Source organism: Streptomyces phaeochromogenes, assembly GCF_001418655.1.
GTDB lineage: Bacteria > Actinomycetota > Actinomycetes > Streptomycetales > Streptomycetaceae > Streptomyces > Streptomyces phaeochromogenes.
The window spans coordinates 1-17,234 of the sequence record NZ_LIQZ01000061.1; the positions used below are offsets into that span (position 1 = coordinate 1).

18 protein-coding genes are annotated in these 17,234 nt (G+C 69.8%); 7 read left to right on the forward strand and 11 right to left on the reverse strand.

The window, feature by feature from the left end; all coding sequences use genetic code 11:
• Positions 1-72: 72 nt before the first annotated feature.
• On the reverse strand, positions 73-867 hold the full coding sequence (locus AOK17_RS08730) for a metal-dependent hydrolase (RefSeq protein WP_055611770.1): 795 nt from the start codon (positions 865-867) through the stop codon (positions 73-75).
• A gap of 145 nt (positions 868-1,012) precedes the next feature.
• Here AOK17_RS08730 and AOK17_RS08735 point away from each other — a divergent pair, with 145 nt between their 5' ends.
• A complete protein-coding gene (locus tag AOK17_RS08735; RefSeq protein ID WP_055611771.1) occupies positions 1,013-3,526 on the forward strand; it encodes a DEAD/DEAH box helicase in 2,514 nt (837 codons plus the stop codon).
• Between the two features lie 19 nt (positions 3,527-3,545).
• Positions 3,546-4,418, forward strand: a complete 873-nt coding sequence (locus AOK17_RS08740) for an acyl-CoA thioesterase (RefSeq protein WP_055611772.1) — start codon at positions 3,546-3,548, stop codon at positions 4,416-4,418.
• A gap of 11 nt (positions 4,419-4,429) precedes the next feature.
• On the opposite strand, the gene AOK17_RS08745 is transcribed toward AOK17_RS08740, so the two are convergent.
• Both AOK17_RS08745 and AOK17_RS08750 read right to left on the reverse strand, forming a co-directional pair.
• Complete coding sequence (locus tag AOK17_RS08745; RefSeq protein ID WP_079052883.1) at positions 4,430-5,545, reverse strand: DUF6397 family protein; 1,116 nt, start codon at positions 5,543-5,545, stop codon at positions 4,430-4,432.
• A gap of 124 nt (positions 5,546-5,669) precedes the next feature.
• Positions 5,670-6,083, reverse strand: coding sequence for a roadblock/LC7 domain-containing protein (locus tag AOK17_RS08750; protein WP_055611773.1), 414 nt, complete (start codon positions 6,081-6,083; stop codon positions 5,670-5,672).
• A 96-nt stretch (positions 6,084-6,179) separates the two neighbouring features.
• On the opposite strand from AOK17_RS08750, the gene AOK17_RS08755 reads away from it, so the two are divergent.
• Positions 6,180-6,608, forward strand: coding sequence for a PPOX class F420-dependent oxidoreductase (locus AOK17_RS08755; protein ID WP_055611774.1), 429 nt, complete (start codon positions 6,180-6,182; stop codon positions 6,606-6,608).
• Between the two features lie 58 nt (positions 6,609-6,666).
• Here the strand turns inward: AOK17_RS08755 and AOK17_RS08760 are convergent, their stop codons facing one another.
• From AOK17_RS08760 to AOK17_RS08780, 5 genes are all read right to left on the reverse strand, one after another.
• A complete protein-coding gene (locus tag AOK17_RS08760) occupies positions 6,667-7,272 on the reverse strand; it encodes a GTP-binding protein (protein WP_055611775.1) in 606 nt (201 codons plus the stop codon).
• Positions 7,273-7,467: 195 nt separating this feature from the next.
• Entirely contained in the window at positions 7,468-7,881 is a 414-nt protein-coding gene (locus AOK17_RS08765; RefSeq protein WP_055611776.1) for a DUF742 domain-containing protein, read from the reverse strand.
• Between the two features lie 18 nt (positions 7,882-7,899).
• Complete coding sequence (locus AOK17_RS08770; protein WP_055611777.1) at positions 7,900-8,337, reverse strand: roadblock/LC7 domain-containing protein; 438 nt, start codon at positions 8,335-8,337, stop codon at positions 7,900-7,902.
• Positions 8,334-10,886 carry a sensor histidine kinase gene (locus AOK17_RS08775; protein ID WP_055611778.1) on the reverse strand — a complete coding sequence of 851 codons (2,553 nt, stop codon included), beginning with the start codon at positions 10,884-10,886 and terminating at the stop codon, positions 8,334-8,336. Before AOK17_RS08775 ends, AOK17_RS08770 begins: the two co-directional genes overlap by 4 nt.
• 62 nt (positions 10,887-10,948) lie before the next feature.
• The gene (locus AOK17_RS08780) at positions 10,949-11,722 is read right to left on the reverse strand and encodes an MHYT domain-containing protein (RefSeq protein ID WP_055611779.1); all 774 of its coding nucleotides are present in this window, start codon (positions 11,720-11,722) and stop codon (positions 10,949-10,951) included.
• 179 nt (positions 11,723-11,901) lie between these two features.
• Between AOK17_RS08780 and AOK17_RS08785 the strand changes: the two genes are divergently transcribed.
• Positions 11,902-12,501 carry a class I SAM-dependent methyltransferase gene (locus tag AOK17_RS08785; RefSeq protein WP_055611780.1) on the forward strand — a complete coding sequence of 200 codons (600 nt, stop codon included), beginning with the start codon at positions 11,902-11,904 and terminating at the stop codon, positions 12,499-12,501.
• Between the two features lie 65 nt (positions 12,502-12,566).
• On the opposite strand, the gene AOK17_RS08790 is transcribed toward AOK17_RS08785, so the two are convergent.
• Entirely contained in the window at positions 12,567-13,322 is a 756-nt protein-coding gene (locus tag AOK17_RS08790) for an alpha/beta fold hydrolase (RefSeq protein WP_055611792.1), read from the reverse strand.
• 99 nt (positions 13,323-13,421) lie between these two features.
• On the opposite strand from AOK17_RS08790, the gene AOK17_RS08795 reads away from it, so the two are divergent.
• From AOK17_RS08795 to AOK17_RS08805, 3 genes are all read left to right on the forward strand, one after another.
• Positions 13,422-13,955: a PadR family transcriptional regulator gene (locus AOK17_RS08795; RefSeq protein WP_055611781.1), complete on the forward strand. Its 534-nt coding sequence runs from the start codon at positions 13,422-13,424 to the stop codon at positions 13,953-13,955.
• 108 nt (positions 13,956-14,063) lie between these two features.
• On the forward strand, positions 14,064-14,381 hold the full coding sequence (locus tag AOK17_RS08800) for a hypothetical protein (protein WP_107102333.1): 318 nt from the start codon (positions 14,064-14,066) through the stop codon (positions 14,379-14,381).
• Positions 14,382-14,575: 194 nt separating this feature from the next.
• Positions 14,576-15,442 carry a hypothetical protein gene (locus AOK17_RS08805; protein ID WP_055611782.1) on the forward strand — a complete coding sequence of 289 codons (867 nt, stop codon included), beginning with the start codon at positions 14,576-14,578 and terminating at the stop codon, positions 15,440-15,442.
• 247 nt (positions 15,443-15,689) lie between these two features.
• Here AOK17_RS08805 and AOK17_RS08810 read toward each other — a convergent pair whose 3' ends face one another.
• Both AOK17_RS08810 and AOK17_RS08815 read right to left on the reverse strand, forming a co-directional pair.
• Entirely contained in the window at positions 15,690-15,872 is a 183-nt protein-coding gene (locus tag AOK17_RS08810) for a hypothetical protein (RefSeq protein WP_055611783.1), read from the reverse strand.
• 105 nt (positions 15,873-15,977) lie between these two features.
• Entirely contained in the window at positions 15,978-17,027 is a 1,050-nt protein-coding gene (locus AOK17_RS08815) for an acyl-CoA desaturase (protein ID WP_055611784.1), read from the reverse strand.
• Positions 17,028-17,234 lie beyond the last annotated feature (207 nt).

A 17,234-nucleotide genomic window follows, 5' to 3' on the forward strand; every position in this document is an offset into this window, starting at 1 on the left:
GTCGGGGGACGGCGCTCGCCCGGCGGTCGGGGTCGGGGTCGGGGGACGGTGTTCGCCGGCGGTCGCGGTCGTTCAGATGAAGTTGAGAGCTGCCGCGCAGCCCACTCCGCCGAGCACCATGAACGCCGGCATCAGGACCTTCAGCTCGACCCAGCTGCCGGCCCGGAACCGCATCGCCTTGGGCGGTCCGATCGGGTACCAGCGCTTGCGGCCGACCGGGATCGGCCACAGGATCGGGCAGCCGGACACCGTCAACGCGTCCCCGATGTCGTGCACCAGCGCGCCGAGCAGGATCGGCAGTCCGAGCCACAGGTACTCCTGGCCCGGCGCGGTGAACAGCCAGTCGGCGCCGTTGCCCGGCTTGTCCACTACTCCCGCGAGGATCCAGGCACTCGTGGCGGCCAGCAGCCACACGAGGATGTCGGCACTGGAGCCGCGCGTCGCCCGCCAGAGCAGCCCCTCGATCGCGAGCACTATGTGCACGAAGAGGAGTGCCAGGACTCCCCAGCGGCCCCCCGTGATCGCGATGGCCGAGGCTCCGGCGCCGATCATCACCGCCCACAGCCAGGTGTGCGTCAGAGTGCGGTGCCCGCCGGAGCGACGCGGGTCGCCCGCCTTCCTGGTCCCCTTGTAGACGGCGTAGGAGAGCTTGTCGACGATCTCGCACAGCCCTCGCGAGACGGGTCCGAAAGCCCGCGAGATGGTCGCCGCCTTGTGGTCCAGATCCGGGGCGAGTGCCGCGCCCGCGCAGATCAGCGCGCCGACCAGGAGGACCGGCCAGGGCATCGTGTGTCCCGTGGCCGCCGCCGCGGCTCCGACGCCCAGCCAGGCCGCCGCTCCCGACAGTGAGTGTGCTGGTCCCATCATCGCCGTACCCCGCCCCATTCCACTTGTACTGACAGCCAGTTGCCCAGGCGCGCTGACGCCCCGTCGGCGCCACAGCGTAGCGTTTGTGATCTTCCGTCCCGCAGCCGATTCCCCCCTCAAGGGTGTTCACAGGCAAGATGGGTGCGTGACCCTTATCGATCAGCTGCCGAAGACCGCAGATCCCGACGCCCTCTACGAAGCCTTCGAGTCGTGGGCCGGGGAACGCGGTCTCACGCTCTACCCCCACCAGGAGGAGGCGCTGATCGAGGTGGTTTCGGGTGCGAACGTGATCGTCTCGACGCCCACCGGTTCCGGCAAGAGCATGATCGCCGCGGGTGCGCATTTCGCGGCGCTCGCCCGGGACGAGGTCACCTTCTACACGGCGCCGATCAAGGCGCTCGTCTCGGAGAAGTTCTTCGAGCTGTGCAAGATGTTCGGCACCGAGAACGTCGGCATGCTGACGGGCGACGCGTCCGTGAACTCCGACGCCCCGGTCATCTGCTGCACCGCCGAGGTCCTGGCGTCCATCGCGCTGCGCGACGGCAAGCGGGCCGATGTCGGCCAGGTCGTGATGGACGAGTTCCACTTCTACGCCGAGGCCGATCGCGGCTGGGCGTGGCAGATCCCGATCCTCGAACTGCCGCAGGCCCAGTTCATCCTGATGTCGGCGACGCTCGGCGACGTCTCGATGTTCGAGGAGGACCTGACCCGGCGCACCGGCCGTCCCACCTCGGTCGTCCGCTCGGCGACCCGGCCCGTGCCCCTCTCCTACGAGTACAAGCTGACGCCGCTCACGGAGACGCTCACCGAGCTTCTGGAGACCAAGCAGGCGCCCGTCTACATCGTGCACTTCACGCAGGCGCAGGCCGTGGAGCGGGCGCAGGCGCTGATGAGCATCAACATGTGCACGCGCGAGGAGAAGGACCAGATCGCCGAGCTGATCGGCAACTTCCGCTTCACCACCAAGTTCGGCCGCAATCTCTCCCGTTACGTACGGCACGGCATCGGTGTGCACCACGCCGGCATGCTGCCCAAGTACCGGCGTCTGGTGGAGAAGCTGGCACAGGCCGGTCTGCTGAAGGTCATCTGCGGCACCGACACCCTCGGTGTCGGCGTCAACGTGCCCATCCGCACCGTGCTGTTCACGGCTCTGACGAAGTACGACGGCACCCGGGTGCGGACGCTGCGCGCGCGGGAGTTCCACCAGATCGCGGGCCGTGCCGGACGGGCGGGCTTCGACACGGCCGGCTTCGTCGTGGCGCAGGCTCCCGAGCATGTCGTGGAGAACGAGAAGGCCCTCGCCAAGGCGGGCGACGACCCGAAGAAGCGTCGCAAGGTGGTGCGCAAGAAGGCGCCGGAGGGCTTCGTCGCCTGGACGGAGAACACGTTCGCGAAACTGATCTCGTCCGATCCGGAGCCACTGACCTCGCGCTTCCGGGTCACGCACACGATGCTGCTGTCGGTGATCGCCCGGCCCGGCAACGCCTTCGCCGCGATGCGGCATCTGCTGGAGGACAACCACGAGCCGCGCAAGCAGCAACTGCGGCACATCCGGCGGGCGATCGCCATCTACCGCTCGCTCCTCGACGGCGGAGTCGTCGAGAAGCTCGACGAGCCGGACGCCGAGGGCCGCATCGTGCGGCTCACCGTCGACCTGCAGCAGGACTTCGCCCTCAACCAGCCGCTGTCGACCTTCGCACTGGCGTCGTTCGAACTCCTGGATCCCGAATCGCCTTCGTACGCCCTGGACATGGTGTCCGTCGTGGAGTCCACGCTGGACGATCCGCGGCAGATCCTCGCCGCCCAGCAGAACAAGGCCCGCGGCGAGGCCGTCGCGGCGATGAAGGCGGACGGCGTCGAGTACGAGGACCGCATGGAGCGGCTCCAGGACGTGTCGTACCCCAAGCCGCTGGAAGAGCTGCTCTTCCACGCGTACAACACCTACCGCAAGAGCCATCCGTGGGTGGGCGACCATCCTCTCTCCCCGAAGTCCGTCATCCGTGACATGTACGAACGGGCCATGTCCTTCACGGAGTTCGTGTCCTACTACGAACTTGCCCGCACCGAGGGCATCGTCCTCCGTTACCTGGCAAGTGCCTACAAGGCCCTCGACCACACCGTCCCGGACGACCTGAAGTCGGACGACCTGGAGGACCTGATCGCCTGGCTCGGCGAGATGGTGCGTCAGGTCGACTCCAGCCTCCTCGACGAGTGGGAGCAGCTCGCCAACCCGGAGGTGATGACGGCCGAGGAGGCCCAGGAGAGGGCCGACCAGGTTAAACCGGTCACCGCCAACGCCCGTGCCTTCCGGGTCCTCGTCCGCAACGCCATGTTCCGCCGCGTCGAGCTCGCCGCCCTCGACCATGTCGGGGAACTCGGCGAGATGGACGGCGAGTCCGGCTGGGACGCCGACGCCTGGGGCGAGGCGATGGACAAGTACTGGGACGAGTACGACGACCTCGGTACTGGCCCCGACGCGCGCGGACCCAAGTTGCTGCTCATCGAGGAGGAGCCGCAGAACGGACTGTGGCGCGTTCGCCAGGCCTTCGCCGACCCGAACGGCGATCATGACTGGGGCATCAGCGCGGAGGTCGACCTCGCGGCCTCGGACGCCGAGGGCCGTGCCATCGTCAAGGTCACCGACGTCGGCCAGCTGTGAGCACAGGAGAACGCGAAACATGACGAATCCAGCGGAGCGACTGGTGGACCTGCTCGACCTGGAGCAGATCGAGGTCAACATCTTCCGTGGCCGCAGCCCGGAGGAGTCCCTGCAGCGGGTCTTCGGCGGGCAGGTGGCGGGCCAGGCCCTGGTCGCCGCCGGCCGCACCACGGACGGCGAACGCCCCGTGCACTCGCTGCACGCGTACTTCCTGCGCCCGGGCCGGCCCGGCGTGCCGATCGTGTACCAGGTCGAGCGGGTCCGCGACGGCCGGTCGTTCACCACGCGTCGTGTCACCGCCGTGCAGCAGGGCCGCACGATCTTCAATCTGACCGCCTCCTTTCACAAGCCTGAGGAAGGGAGCTTCGAGCACCAGCTGCCGCCGGCGCGTGAGGTACCGGATCCCGAGTCGCTCCCGACCGTCACTCAGGAGATCAAGGAGCATCTGGGCGCGCTCCCCGAGACGTTGGAGCGCATGGCGAGGCGCCAGCCCTTCGACATCCGCTACGCGGACCGGCTGCGCTGGACCCCCGAGGAGATCGAGCACGCCGAACCGCGCAGCGCCGTGTGGATGCGTGCCGTCGGCCCCCTGGGCGACGACCCGCTGGTCCACACCTGTGCGCTCACCTACGCGAGCGACATGACACTCCTGGACGCCGTCCGCATCCCGGTGGAACCCCTCTGGGGCCAGCGCGGTTTCGACATGGCGTCCCTGGACCACGCGATGTGGTTCCACCGGCCGTTCCGTGCCGACGAGTGGTTCCTGTACGACCAGGAGTCGCCGATCGCGACGGGTGGCCGAGGGCTGGCCCGGGGCCGGATCTACGACCTGGAGGGACGGCTGCTCGTCTCCGTCGTCCAGGAGGGACTGTTCCGCAAGCTCGAGGGCTGACGCCGACGGGCTCAGAGGTTTCTGCGGCGCAGCCAGCCGAGGAGGCGTCGGGGACGTTCCGGTTCGTCGACCGTCTGTCGTACCTCGGCCTGTTGCCGCACTCCTGTCGGCTGCCGTACGTGGGCCGGTCGGAACACGTCGGTCGGCCGGAGCGCTTCGGTCGGCTGCCGCGCGTCACCGCTCTGCTGCCGCTCCTCGATCAACCGCCGCCGCTCCTCGATCAGTTCTGATCGTTCCCGACTCGCGACCGGAGTCCGCGGGTTCGGTGTCGGTCGCGGCGCCCGACGATGTGCGCGCGCCTCTTGCAGGGTGTTGGCCAAGTCGGACCGGAGCCAGCTGATCTCGTCCGGGTCCTCCGCCGTCATGATCCGTGCGGCGACGTGGGCGGCGGGCGAGTCGGGCGCGCCGTGCGTGGTCCGTTCCGGATCGAAGCGGTTCATGTAGGCGCGCTCGTACGGATCGGCGACGATCTCCGCGACCTGCGCGGGGTCGAGCAGTGAGGCCACCGCCGCGGCCCGGGCCCAGGGATCCTCGGTCTGCCGCAACAGGAAGCCCACGTGGCGCCCTCGCCAGTTCCGGGCCCTCAGGTCCAGGCCCGCGTCCAGTTGGTCGCGCAGCCCTTCGGGTGTACGCCCGTTCAACAGCGGAGCGTTCTCCTCGGACTCGGCGAACTGCCGCAGTTCCTCTGCCAGATACAGCCAGACGACGGCCCTGTAGCGGTTCAGATAAAACTTTACGGGCACGACGAATCCCAGGCGCGCGAACCTCGTGAACCGGGCCGCCGTCACATCCATGAGAGCCGCGCCCTCCGACGTACCGACCGCCTCGACGCGTTTCTTCAACCCGTCCGGGAACTCGTCCTCGGACATCACCCGGTCGATCTCCGCGCGGGCCACGCGGCGTCCTCCGCCGCCCTCGTCCGGGACGGTTCGGATGCAACCGAGTCGTACGGCGAGGTCGAACTCGCCTCGTTTGAGCCCCAGCTCTCGTGCCGCGCGGCTCTGTGCGAGTGTCTGCCGGGGTGCCGTGGCGACGGCCGGGTTCGCGCCGACGACTGTGGCGTTCAGAAGAGCGGCAGCGGTGTTCGTGCTGGGCGTGACGGACTGCGTGATGGTGTTGCCGGACATGGTGGTTCTCCCCCGTAGCAGCGGTGTGCGCTTGCTTGCGCTTGCTTCGAGAAAAACCGTAGCCGGTTCGCCGCGACTCCCGCCGAGCCTGTGGATAACTCTGGCGGCAGATCGTTTGCACAGGTCAGAGGTCGATCGAGGACGAGTGTTCCGGCTGGCGGGCATCGACGTGGAGGTGTTCGCCGACACGGTTGACGAGCAGCGTCATCTCGTACGCGACCTGGCCGATGTCGGCCTCGGCCGCGCTGAGCACGCACAGACAGCTGCCGGTGCCGGCCGCCGTGACGAAGAGCACGGCGTCGTCGAACTCGATCATCGTCTGGCGTACCCGGCCCGCGCCGAAGTGCCGGCCCGACCCCTTGGCGAGGCTGTGCAGGCCCGAGGAGACGGCGGCGAGATGCTCGGCGTCCTCCCGCCTGAGCCCTGTGCTCGCCCCGGTCACCAGGCCGTCGTTCGACAGCACCAGCGCGTGTCGTACGTGTTCCACACGCTGGGTCAGGTCGTCCAGCAGCCAGCCAAGTCCCTGGTTCTCAGCCATGATCCGTCTCCCCGTGGATATGTGGCTCCCCCTGGCCGGAGGATCTGATCAACCAGCCTTCCCCACCACCGCCGTCCGGGCAAGGAGGATAGGGGCATGGCACACAAGATGACCGATGAGGAATGGCGGGCCTTCGTCTCGAACGGCACCCGCACGGGCAAGCTGTCGACGGTCCGGGCCGACGGAAGCCCGCACGTGGCACCGATCTGGTTTCTGCTCGACGGGGACGACCTGGTCTTCAACACGGCGAAGACCACCGTCAAGGGACGGAATCTGGCCCGCGACGGCCGGGTCGCCGTGTGCGTGGACGACGACCGGCCGCCGTTCGCGTACGTCGTCCTGCAGGGGCGCGCCCGGATCTCGGAGGACCTCGACGAACTCCGGCTGTGGGCGGGGCGGATCGGCGCCCGCTACATGGGCGAGGAGCGGGCCGAGGAGTTCGGCGCCCGCAACGGTGTACCGGGCGAACTCCTCGTACGCGTGAGGATCGAGAAGGTCCTCGCGGAAGGCGGCATCGCGAACTGAGCGGGCTGCGCGGCGGGTGAGCGAGGGGCCCTCGTCGGCCCCACTGCAGCTCTTCGCGTCAACCGACCGAGTCGAGCAGCCGGGCGGTGTGCATCCGTCCGGCGTACTCGACGAGACGTATCAGTACCTCCTTCCCCGAGTCGCGGTCACGGGCGTCGCAGAGCACCACGGGCGTTCCCTTGTCGAGGTCCAGGGCGCGTGACACGTCGTGAGCGCCGTACGTCCGCGAGCCCGTGAAGCAGTTGACGGCCACCACGAAGGGGATGTGCCGGTGCTCGAAGTAGTCCACCGCGGGGAAGCAGTCCTCCAGTCGCCGGGTGTCGGCGAGGACGACGGCGCCGAGCGCCCCTTGCGACAGTTCGTCCCACAGGAACCAGAATCGGTCCTGGCCCGGTGTGCCGAAGAGGTAGAGCGACAGGCCCGACCTGATGGTGATGCGGCCGAAGTCCATGGCGACGGTCGTCGTGACCTTCTGGTCCACCCCGTCGGTGTCGTCCACCGACTGGCCCGCCTCGCTCAGCAGTTCCTCGGTGCGCAGCGGCCTGATCTCACTGACCGCGCCCACCAGGGTGGTCTTGCCCACGCCGAATCCGCCGGCGACGAGAATCTTCAACGCCAGCGCAGCTGTCTCATCGCTCGTGGCGTCGGAGTGTTCGGAGACCATCGATCACTTCTCTCGGGAGTGTCGACAATGGTCGACATCAGTACATGTGTGCGGATTCAGCAGCATGACAACTGCGGCTCCGCTCCGAGGCTTTTGACAGCAAACTGGCCGTTCTGGCGGTCCCTTGCCCGTTCGGTGTCGGGATGAGCGCGGAACGAGGTACGGGACCGTTCGGCAGGGGGTGTGATCCGTCATCTACAGGGCCCTCAGTCCTTCGATGACCTCGCGCAGGATGCGCTCGTCCGGGAGTTGCGCGGGCGGCACCGGGAGGCTGACCTTGACGCAGCCGAGCTCCAGGAGGTCGCCGAGAAGCACGCGCACCACGCCCACGGGCAGGTCGGCGTCCGCGGCCAGTTCGGCGACCGACTGGGTCTCGGTCCGGCAGAGCTCGATGAGGGCCCTGTGCTCCGGGCCGAGTCCGGTGTCGTCGCGGACGTCCGGTGCCCCCGTGTCGAGTGAGACGAGCGCGATCAAGTCGAAACGCACCCCGGTCGGGCCGGACTTGGTGCGTCCGCCCGTCATCGCGTAGGGGCGGACGAGCGGCCCGGCCTCGTTGTCGTACCACTGGCTGCCCGGCTGTTCAGGAGGTCCTGTCCGGTCCTCGGCCATGTGCGCCGGCATCGTCGGTCACCCGGCCGCGGGCGGGTGGGCGGCGGTGCGGGGCGCCGAGTAGAGGTGCTCCCCCACCCGTTTGACCAGGAGCGCCATCTCATAGGCGACCAGGCCGATGTCGGCCGTCACGGCGCTCAGGACAGCCAGGCAGGAGCCTTCTCCGGCAGCCGCCACGAACAGGAAGCCGTCGTCCATCTCCACCATGGTCTGGCGTACGCCACCGGCACCGAAGTGACGGCCCGCACCCTTGGCCAGGCTGTGGAACCCGGAGGCGATCGCGGCGAGATGTTCCGCGTCCTCGCGCCTGAGGTCGCTGGACGCGCCGACCGCGAGCCCGTCGTTGGACAGCACGACGGCATGCCGCACTTCGGCGACGCGCAGCGCCAAGTCGTCCAGCAGCCAGTCGAGTTCGCCGGACCGTTGGGCGGTCCCCATGCCCGGTTCCTGGATCATGCGGGGTCTCCTTCACTGCTGTCGCTGCCCGCTACGGGGTCGGGGGTGACGCCGAGACCGGGTGCACGGCCGCCGCCGCGGGTCCATCCCGCGCGATAGGCCGCCATGCGGTCCCGTACCGCCTCGGGGGTGCGCTCGTCGTCCTTGTGAGGCGCGGCTTCCGCGGGCTCGTCGGGTCGTCCTTCGCGCAGTTGCGGGGCGAGGCTGGCTTGTCGTACGCGCCGTGGGAGTTCGTCGGATTCCACGGTGTCGTCCTCGGGTCGGTGCAGGCGCAGGGTGGTGACGCCGGGCGGTGTTCGGCTTTCGCGCGTGCCTTCGGAGGCGGCTTCCGCCTCTATCGGTATGGGTGGCACCAGGGCGGGCCGCTCGTTCGGTGCCTTCACGGAAAGCGCCTCTACGGAGTCGTGTTTCGGGGTGGGGGCGGGCACGCGCGCGTACGTGCGTTCCGCGGCCTTTTCCTGGTCCGCCCGGCGGCCACCGGAACGTTCCTCCGCGGCGGCCTGGAGCAGTGGTGTGGGCAGCAGGACGACCGCGGTGGTGCCTCCGTAGGGCGAGGTCCGCAGGTGGACCTTGATGCCGTGGCGCGCCGCGAGCCTGCTGACCACGAAGAGGCCGAGCCGGTCGCTGTCGAAGAGGTCGAGTGCCTCGGACTGCTCGATGCGACGGTTGGCCTCGGCGAGTGTCTCCTTGCCCATGCCCAGGCCCCGGTCCTCGACCTCCACGGCGTAGCCGTTGCCGACCGGCTCTCCGGTGACGCGCACCCGGGTGTGGGGTGGTGAGAACTGGGCGGCGTTCTCCACGATTTCGGCCAGCAGGTGGGTGAGGTCCGCCACCGCGGCTCCGATGACCGAGGTCTCCGGGAGTTGTCGTACCTCCACGCGCGCGTAGTCCTCGACTTCGGAGACTGCGGCACGGACCACGTTCGTCAGGGAGACCGGCATGCGCCAGGCACGGCCGGGAGCGGCTCCGGAGAGGATGATCAGGCTCTCCGCGTGGCGCCGCATGCGGGTGGTGAGGTGGTCGAGCCGGAAGAGGTCGCTCAGCTCGTTCGGGTCGTCGGAGCGGCGCTCCATGGTGTCCAGCAGGCTCAGTTGGCGGTGGACGAGAACCTGGCTGCGGCGGGCGAGGTTGACGAAGACTCCGGAGATGCCGCTGGCGAGTTCGGCGCGCTCGACCGCAGCATGCAGAGCGGCACGGTGCACGGTGGTCAGGGCTTCCGCGACCTGTCCCGCTTCGTCCTCCGCGGGTGGTCCCGGCGGGGCCTCGGCACTGACGTCGATCTCCTCCCCCGCGCGCAGTTTCCGCATGGCGTGCGGAAGTTTGCGCCGGGCGATCTCCAGAGCGGTGTTGCGCAGGCTCACCAGCTCGATGACGAGGCCGCGTCCGATGCGTACGGAGATGACGAGCGACGCAGCCACGGCGACGAGTCCCAGCAGAACCGCGGCACCGGCCGGGGCGAGCAGACCGCGCCGGAGCGGGTCGGCCCGGTCCGCGACACCACTGCCGGCGTCCGCCTCGATCGTTCGCATGTCGTCCTGCACGCGCGCGTGTGCCGCGTTCCAGGTCTCCTCGGGCGCGGCACCGAGCGCCCTGCCGCCCGGACCGGCCGCGAGCACGTCGTTCTCGACGGCGTGTACGTCGGCGTACGCGCTGCCCTCCACGAGGCCCTGCCAGGCGACTCGTTCGGAGCCGCGCAGATCGGCGACGGCCGACTCGGTGAGCAGCCTGCGTGCGTCGACCGCGCCGGTGAACATCCGGAGCCGCTGCCCGTCGAGGGTTCCGGCAAGCCGGGCACCCACGAGGACCGCGTCCTCCTGCGCGAGGGCCTCGCCAGCCCGGGAGAACTCGAGCAGCACGCGCGCGTCGGAGCCGATTTCCGCGTCCTGGATGCCGGTGAGCGCGCCGCCCACCGAGAAGGCCGTCGTGATGGTCCTGGTGTACCGCTCGTGTGTCTCGTGCCAGCCGGCCCTGCGGTCGAGTACGGCGGTCCGCAGGGAGCGGAGCTGTTCGGCTCCGGTGACGAAGGTTTCGAGGCGTTCGGCCACTCCGGAGGGCAGTTCCTCGCTGTCGGCGACGGTGCTGTCGTCTCCGAGCCGGAGTTTCGCCACGGCCCGGTCGGTGCGTGCCGTCAGCTTCTTGAGGTCGCTCGCCCGGTCGGCGGCGGGTTTGGTCGCGTAGCCGACGGCCGCCGTGCGTTCTTCCTGGAGTGCGGTCACGGCCGCCGCGACCGGGGCACGCACCTGGGAGTCCACGCGCTGCAACTGCCGCAGCCTGGAGACGTCCTGGGCGGTCGTGACGGTGGCGTACGCCCAGAGGGCGAGCAGGGAGACGACGGGCACCATCAGTAGGCAGACGATCTTCGCCCGCACGGTGCGGGGACGCAGGCTCCAGCCTCCCGCGCGCGTGGGTGCGTCACTGAGCGCCATGTCGGCAGATTCCTCCGGGCCTGAGCCTTCGTCGGCCGGCGGTCCGGCGTGCGCGCGCCGACCCCGCACCGGGGTCGGCGGTGTCTGGGAGCCGTCTGTCGGGGTCCTACGGGGTGTACGCATGGCCTCCTCGCTCGGAGTGGTTCGGGGGACGCGCCCGCCGGGTCGCCGGTCGGGGCCCTCCACTAGCGGGCGGCGCTCTCGACTGGCCGCTGGGCCGAGGCGGAGGCCTCGCGCTCCCCCGCCGTCGGGGAGAGCGCGACGAACGCCGATGTCAGGAAGAGATAGGACCCGAGGCCGACGGCGAGGGGGAAGATGAACTGCATGGCCGTGGCCCCGGGCAGGAGGTCGCCGGAGGGCGAGACCCGCACGCCGACCGCGATCATCCCGGTGTAGTGCATGCTGCTCACCGCCCCGCCCATGACGAGGGAGGCGACGGCGACCGCGATCGGCGACTTGATGTTGAGCGCCGCCCACAGGGCCGCGGTCGCCGCGACCACGGCGATCAGGACCGAGATGCCGACGAGCACCGGGTCGTAGGTGACGTCGCCGTGCAGCCGCAGTGCGGCCATGCCCAGGTAGTGCATGCTCGCCACGCCGAGCCCGGTGGTGAGCCCGCCGAGCACCAGCGCGCGTCCTCGGTCGCGGCCGTATCCGACGGCGAACACGCCCGCGCCGACGACGACCATGGCGACGAGCAGGCTGAGGATGGTCAGTGGCACGTCGTAGCGGATGTCGGTGCCGCTGACGCTGAAGCCGAGCATCGCGACGAAGTGCATCGTCCAGATGCCCGTGCCGATGGCGGAGGCCGCGGTGAGCAGCCAGTTGCGGCGCGACCGCCCCGAAGCACCGAGCGCGCGGACCGTGCAGCGCAGTCCGAGAGCGGCGCCTATACAGGCCATCACGTACGACAGCACGGGGGTCAGCCAGCCGAAGGCGGCGTGGTCCAGGTGTCCCATGGCTCCGGGACGCTAGTCCCGCCCGGAGCGCACGAAGGGGGCGCGTTTCGAAAGGTGGTGGAATCTGGCGCAGCAGTACACCGGAACGATCGCGTCACGCTCGAACATGCACGCCGAGCCGTTGTCCGTGTCTGCGTTCGATCGCGCCGCTCACCCGTCGGTGCGAGATCATGCGGTGCATGAGCGACGACCACACGCATGTCCAGGAGTTCTTCGGGTCCCGCGCGGCCGACTGGGACGCCCGGTTCCCGGACGACGGTCCGGTGTACGCGGCGGCCGTCACCGAACTCGGGCTGCGGGAGGGCGACCGGGTGCTCGACGCGGGCTGCGGTACGGGGCGGGCCCTGCCGCCCCTCAGGGACGCCGTGGGGCCCTCCGGGGTGGTCCTGGGCGCGGACCTCACCCCGGCCATGCTGGAGGCCGCGGTACGGGCGGGCCGTGACCGGGCCGGACAGTTGCTGCTCGCCGACGTGGCGGGGCTCCCGCTGCGCTCGGAGTCGCTCGACGCCGTGTTCGCGGCCGGTCTCGTCGCCCACCTTCCGAACCCCTCCGAGAATCTGCGGGAGTTGGCGCGGGTCGTCAGGCCCGCCGGAACACTGGCGCTCTTCCACCCGATCGGCCGGGCGGCCCTCGCGGCGCGCCAGGGCCGGCGGATCACACCGGACGACCTGCGGGCGGAGACCAACCTCCGCCCGCTCCTGTCCGGTTCCGGCTGGCGTCTGACCTCGTACGTGGACGAGGACTCCCGGTTCCTCGCGCTGGCCGTACGCCTTCCCTGAGGCCGCGCATCAGGGCGTTCCTGCGACTTGGGGCGTCCTGTCGACCTCAGCTCGTTCCGTCGCCCTCAGGCTGTCCCGGCAACCTCGGCGGCGAAGGCGGCCGGGTCGTCGAACATGATGTTGTGCCCCGCGCCGGGCACCGTCACCACCCGCACCCCGGCGTCCTCCAGGGCTTCCCTGCCCTTGAGTTCGCCGCTGAGGGCGCCCTGCAGATAGACCCGGTCGATCGCCAGCCCTTCGAGTATGCGGCGCATCGTGGGGTTCGATCCGCGGAAGAGTCCGGTCGCGGTGCGGTGGAGGGCACGCGGGTCGGCTAGCCGCATGGTCGCCGCCCACTGCGGGCCGACCTTCTCCAGCACGCGCGCGTGGCCGCCGTTGACGTAGTCGTCCTCTTCGTAGGAGGCGATTCCGCTGCTGCCCGCGGTGACAGGAGGGCGCGGATCGAGGTTGGCCTCGGTGAGGACCAGTCGTGAGACGAGGTCGGGCCGCCGATGGGCGAGCACGATGGCGACGGAGCCGCCCATGCTGTGCGCGATCAGTTCCGCACCGATGGCGCCCGCCTCGTCCAGCGCCGCCGCCAGCGCGTCCGCGTGGTCGTCCAGGGTGTAGCCGAAGTGCTCCGGCCGGTCGCTGATGCCGTGTCCGGGCAGGTCGACGAACAGGGAGCGCCGACCGGCCAGTTCGGGCCGCGCCGCGATGTGCGCGTGGTAAACGGTCGATGCGGCCCCCAGGCCGTGCACGTACACCCGCGCGGGATCGTCACCCGCCGTCTCCGTCCAGCGGACGCAGTTCCCCTTGCCGTCGAACTCGGCCTGCTTCATCGCCACTCCCCTGTTCCGTCACACGCTTCTCCAGGAGAATACATCGGAACCGATGTATTGCTGCTCCGATGTACCACGATAGTGAGGCAGAATACGGGCATGCTGGAACTCGCCATCCTCGGTTTCCTGTACGACACCCCGCTGCACGGCTATGAGCTGCGCAAGCGCATCACCGCGCTCGCGGGCCATGTACGGCCCGTGGCCGAGAGCACTCTGTATCCGGCGATCAAGAGACTGGAGACGGCCGGTCTGCTGGCCCGAGCGACGGAGCCGGGCACGGTGGCCGCCCCGCGTCACGTCCTGACACTCACCGAGGACGGCAGACGCGACCTGCGCCGCCGGCTGACGGAACCAGTACAGCGCGACATCACCGACGAGAACCGCTGGTTCACGGTGCTCGCCTTCCTCCGGCACCTCGACGACGCCCCGGCCCAGGCCGCCGTCCTACGGCGTCGGCTCGCCTTCCTCGAGGAACCGGCGAGCTTCTTCTACGAAGGTGACCGACCGCTGCGGGCCGAGGAGTTGGACGATCCGTTCCGGCGCGGGATCCTCACCATCGCGCGCGCCACGAGCCGGGCCGAACTGGCCTGGCTGCGGTCCATGATCGACTCACTTGACCCGGGTGGGCTGTGACCGCCCCACAGCTCTGTCCCTCTTCTGAAGTCGAAGCTTCAACTCTACTTTGAGTAGCAGTGCATGAGCGATCGGCTACGGCAACCGCACAGGGGGAAGGTGGCCCGCATGTCCGGCATCTTGGCCAGACTCTGGAAGTTCGCTTCACGCCCGCGACCGATCGCGTCTTCGGAGCATCCGTCTCCGGAAAAGCGCCGTCCGGAAAAGCGCACCCACAACCTGTTCGAGGCCGCCGCGGCGTATGTGTCGGCGTGCGCCGAGGACGACCAGGACGGGATCGACGAGGCCGCGACCTGGGTGTCGCCGGAGGCGCTGTCGTTCGGGGTCAACGAGCTGGCCTGCCGCGCTGTCATCGCGATCGCGCGGGAGCGCGACGAGTCGCCCGCGACGGTGGCCCGGACGCTCCTCGGCCTGCCTGCCGCCTGACGCCGGCGGACATCAGGTCGAGACCGAGGCGCACCCGGGCGGGGGCAGACGCGGTACGTGCGGGGCGGCGGCGAGTGGTCGTTTCACCCCTGTCCAGGGGGCAACCGCAGCTCCGTACGCATTCGGGACCCCGTGACAAGCGCCGCGGGGGCGCATTAGGGTGCGCCGACGGACGTAGCGATGGGGAGGCAGGGATGGCCGGGACGGACGATGAGGCCGTCGCCGCCGGGGATGACGACGCACTGTATGTGCTGACGGCGGTGCTCTTGACGCCTCCGCAGTTCCCCAGCGTGCTGGGCGACGACTACCCGGAGGCGTGCGCGGCTCTCGGTCTCGCGCCGCTCTCCGACGGGTACGGCCTGGTGCTAGGCCAGGACGGTGACGGGTCGCGGTGGACGGTTGTCATCGACGACGTGTCACTGGTGGCTGTCGCCATCGCGTCCTGGGACTGCGGCATGGAGTACGACCTGTCGCCGGACGAGCGCTCGATGGTCGCGGCGCTGCCCGGGTGGCCGCTCGCCGTGGCCGTGGCGGCGCCCGGTGTGCCCGCCCCGCACGATCCGCCGCCCGACATCGCGGAACAGGCGCCGCTGTCCCCGCCGGACACGTCCGCGTGGGGCCCGGCTCAGCGACGTCTGGGCGCCGACGAGATCGCCCTCCAGTGGGCGGCGTGGCGTGAGCAGATCGACGACAAGGAGTTCGCCGGTCAGAACGGCGGGACGTCGGCGGAGCAGGGCGCACAGGGCGACGAGGCCGGCAAGGGCGAAGAGGCCGACGACAGCGGGAGCGCACCTCTCAGCGGCGTCCAGCGCGTCCTCGCGGAGGCTCGCTTGTACGTGGACTCGGCGCCTCCCCCCGGCCGAGTGCGGTCGTCCTTCGCCTCGGGTGACGCACGGATGCTTCGGGCCGACGGGCCGGGCTGGTCGATGGTTGCCAGGACCGACGACATCGCCTTCGTGCTCCTCGACGAGAAGCCCGGAGAGGTTCTGCCGGTCGGCCGCGGGCCCGAACTGCCCGGGCTGCTGGAGGCGCTGGACAAGATCGCCGTACGTCCCAGCTGAGCCCGGTGGGTCGGTCCGAGGCGGCAGGTGGCTGCTCCTGTCGTGCGTCCTACCGGTCGGCCCGGTCGGCGGTCGACACACTCACGACGTGGGTACGGACGCAGTCACGACGTGGGTACAGAGGCACTCACGACATGCGGAAAGCGGGGCGCGCAGCCGCCCGCGGGCCGTACCGTCGGCAGGCCCGTGAGCGGCGGCGTGGTCGACTCCTGCGCTCTGGAAGGGAATCGACCGGATCGGCCCCGCCTCAGCGGCCCAGCTCCTTGCGGGACACACGGCGCAACCTGCGCCGCTGCGAGGGGTCCAGCGTCAGATACGCTGCCGTCGGAACTCCCAGGACGATCAGGAGGGCAGCCCACCAGGGCAGCCAGATGAGCAGGAGAAGCCCGACCGCCACACCCCCTACGGCGATCTTCGCGTTCTTCGACATGTGCGTAGCCTCCTTCGCGGCCACTGCCGCTCTCTGTCTTGAGAACGGGCCCGTGTTCCCAGCAGTTCCAGGCCGCGACCCTGATACAACCCTGAGTCGCGTCCCCTACTCGACCCTGAGCGGTTCCCCGACCTCGTACATGTGCCGCAGGGCCTGCCGGTAGGAGTCCACGAGTCCCGTCTCCGCGTAAGGGATACCCAACTCTCGGCAGTGTGCGCGCACCAGGGGCCGGACGAGCTTCAGATGAGGTCGGGGCATGCTGGGAAACAGGTGATGCTCGATCTGGTAGTTGAGGCCGCCCAGGAACCAGTCGGTCACGGCACCCCCTCGGATGTTGCGCGACGTGAGCACCTGGCGACGCAGATGCCCCCATCCCTCGCCGTCGGGGTCGGGGTCGGGCATCTCCATGCCCTTGTGGTTGGGCGCGAAGGCCAGGCCCAGGTGCAGCCCGAAGAGTGCCTGGTGGAGTGCGGCGAAAGCGAGGGCCGTGCCGAGGGGCATCGAGCTGAGCAGCAGCGTCACGTACCCGGAGACGTGCGCCACCAGCAGGAAGCCCTCGACCGCGCGTTCCCGCGGAGGCTGTCGACGCAGGTCCTGGAAGCCGTGGACCTTCAGAGCGATGCCTTCGAGGAGGGTGAGCGGGAGGAAGAGCCAGGCCTGATTGCGGGTGAGCCAGCGCCGGAAACCGCTGCGGTCCACGGCCTGTCCGCTGGTGAAGACCAGGACGTCGGCCACGACGTCGGGATCCTTGTGGATGTGATTCGGGTTGGCGTGATGGCGGTTGTGCTTGTCGTTCCACCAGCCGTAGCTCATCCCGAGCAGCAGATTGCCGTGGACGAGCCCGATGAGTCGGTTCACCGAGCGGTTGCCCGCGATCTGGGAGTGCCCCGCGTCGTGGCCTATGAAGGCCGTGCGGGCGGACATCACGGCGAGCAGCGGGGCCAGGAGCAGCACCCACCAGGAGTGGCCGATCAGGACGACGCCCGCGACGATTCCGGCCAGGACCAGCGCGTTGCCGGCGATGGCCAGCGCGTACCAGCCCTGTCTGCGGTCGAGGAGACCCTGGCCCTTGACGGTGCGCAGGAGCGGTGTGAACTCGCTTCCGGCGGAGACCCTGGGAGGGCGTTCCACGACGGATGAGACGTTTTCGGGCATGGCGGGACTCCGGTCTCTGGAGGCTGGAGGAACAGGCTGGAAAGAGCGGGCTGCGGCGGACCGGCCGCGGGGAACGCCGACCTCAAGAAACGTACGGATCGGCGACCCTGGGCGACCATGGCGCCACCCCCCGTGTCCGGTCGGGGGGCAACCTCGGCCGCCGGGTGGACCTGACAACACCCCCGGGAGAGAGTGGCCCGCGTCACA

Bases quoted from the DNA above. Each gene is read 5' to 3' on its own strand.
- AOK17_RS08815 (WP_055611784.1), bottom strand. From the start codon at position 17,027: ATGCCCGAAAACGTCTCATCCGTCGTGGAACGCCCTCCCAGGGTCTCC.
- AOK17_RS08785 (WP_055611780.1), top strand. From the start codon at position 11,902: ATGAGCGACGACCACACGCATGTCCAGGAGTTCTTCGGGTCCCGCGCG.
- AOK17_RS08740 (WP_055611772.1), top strand. From the start codon at position 3,546: ATGACGAATCCAGCGGAGCGACTGGTGGACCTGCTCGACCTGGAGCAG.
- AOK17_RS08800 (WP_107102333.1), top strand. From the start codon at position 14,064: ATGTCCGGCATCTTGGCCAGACTCTGGAAGTTCGCTTCACGCCCGCGA.
- AOK17_RS08755 (WP_055611774.1), top strand. From the start codon at position 6,180: ATGGCACACAAGATGACCGATGAGGAATGGCGGGCCTTCGTCTCGAAC.
- AOK17_RS08770 (WP_055611777.1), bottom strand. From the start codon at position 8,337: ATGATCCAGGAACCGGGCATGGGGACCGCCCAACGGTCCGGCGAACTC.
- AOK17_RS08765 (WP_055611776.1), bottom strand. From the start codon at position 7,881: ATGGCCGAGGACCGGACAGGACCTCCTGAACAGCCGGGCAGCCAGTGG.
- AOK17_RS08805 (WP_055611782.1), top strand. From the start codon at position 14,576: ATGGCCGGGACGGACGATGAGGCCGTCGCCGCCGGGGATGACGACGCA.
- AOK17_RS08790 (WP_055611792.1), bottom strand. From the start codon at position 13,322: ATGAAGCAGGCCGAGTTCGACGGCAAGGGGAACTGCGTCCGCTGGACG.
- AOK17_RS08750 (WP_055611773.1), bottom strand. From the start codon at position 6,083: ATGGCTGAGAACCAGGGACTTGGCTGGCTGCTGGACGACCTGACCCAG.
- AOK17_RS08760 (WP_055611775.1), bottom strand. From the start codon at position 7,272: ATGGTCTCCGAACACTCCGACGCCACGAGCGATGAGACAGCTGCGCTG.
- AOK17_RS08780 (WP_055611779.1), bottom strand. From the start codon at position 11,722: ATGGGACACCTGGACCACGCCGCCTTCGGCTGGCTGACCCCCGTGCTG.
- AOK17_RS08775 (WP_055611778.1), bottom strand. From the start codon at position 10,886: ATGCGTACACCCCGTAGGACCCCGACAGACGGCTCCCAGACACCGCCG.
- AOK17_RS08730 (WP_055611770.1), bottom strand. From the start codon at position 867: ATGATGGGACCAGCACACTCACTGTCGGGAGCGGCGGCCTGGCTGGGC.
- AOK17_RS08810 (WP_055611783.1), bottom strand. From the start codon at position 15,872: ATGTCGAAGAACGCGAAGATCGCCGTAGGGGGTGTGGCGGTCGGGCTT.
- AOK17_RS08745 (WP_079052883.1), bottom strand. From the start codon at position 5,545: ATGTCCGGCAACACCATCACGCAGTCCGTCACGCCCAGCACGAACACC.
- AOK17_RS08795 (WP_055611781.1), top strand. From the start codon at position 13,422: ATGCTGGAACTCGCCATCCTCGGTTTCCTGTACGACACCCCGCTGCAC.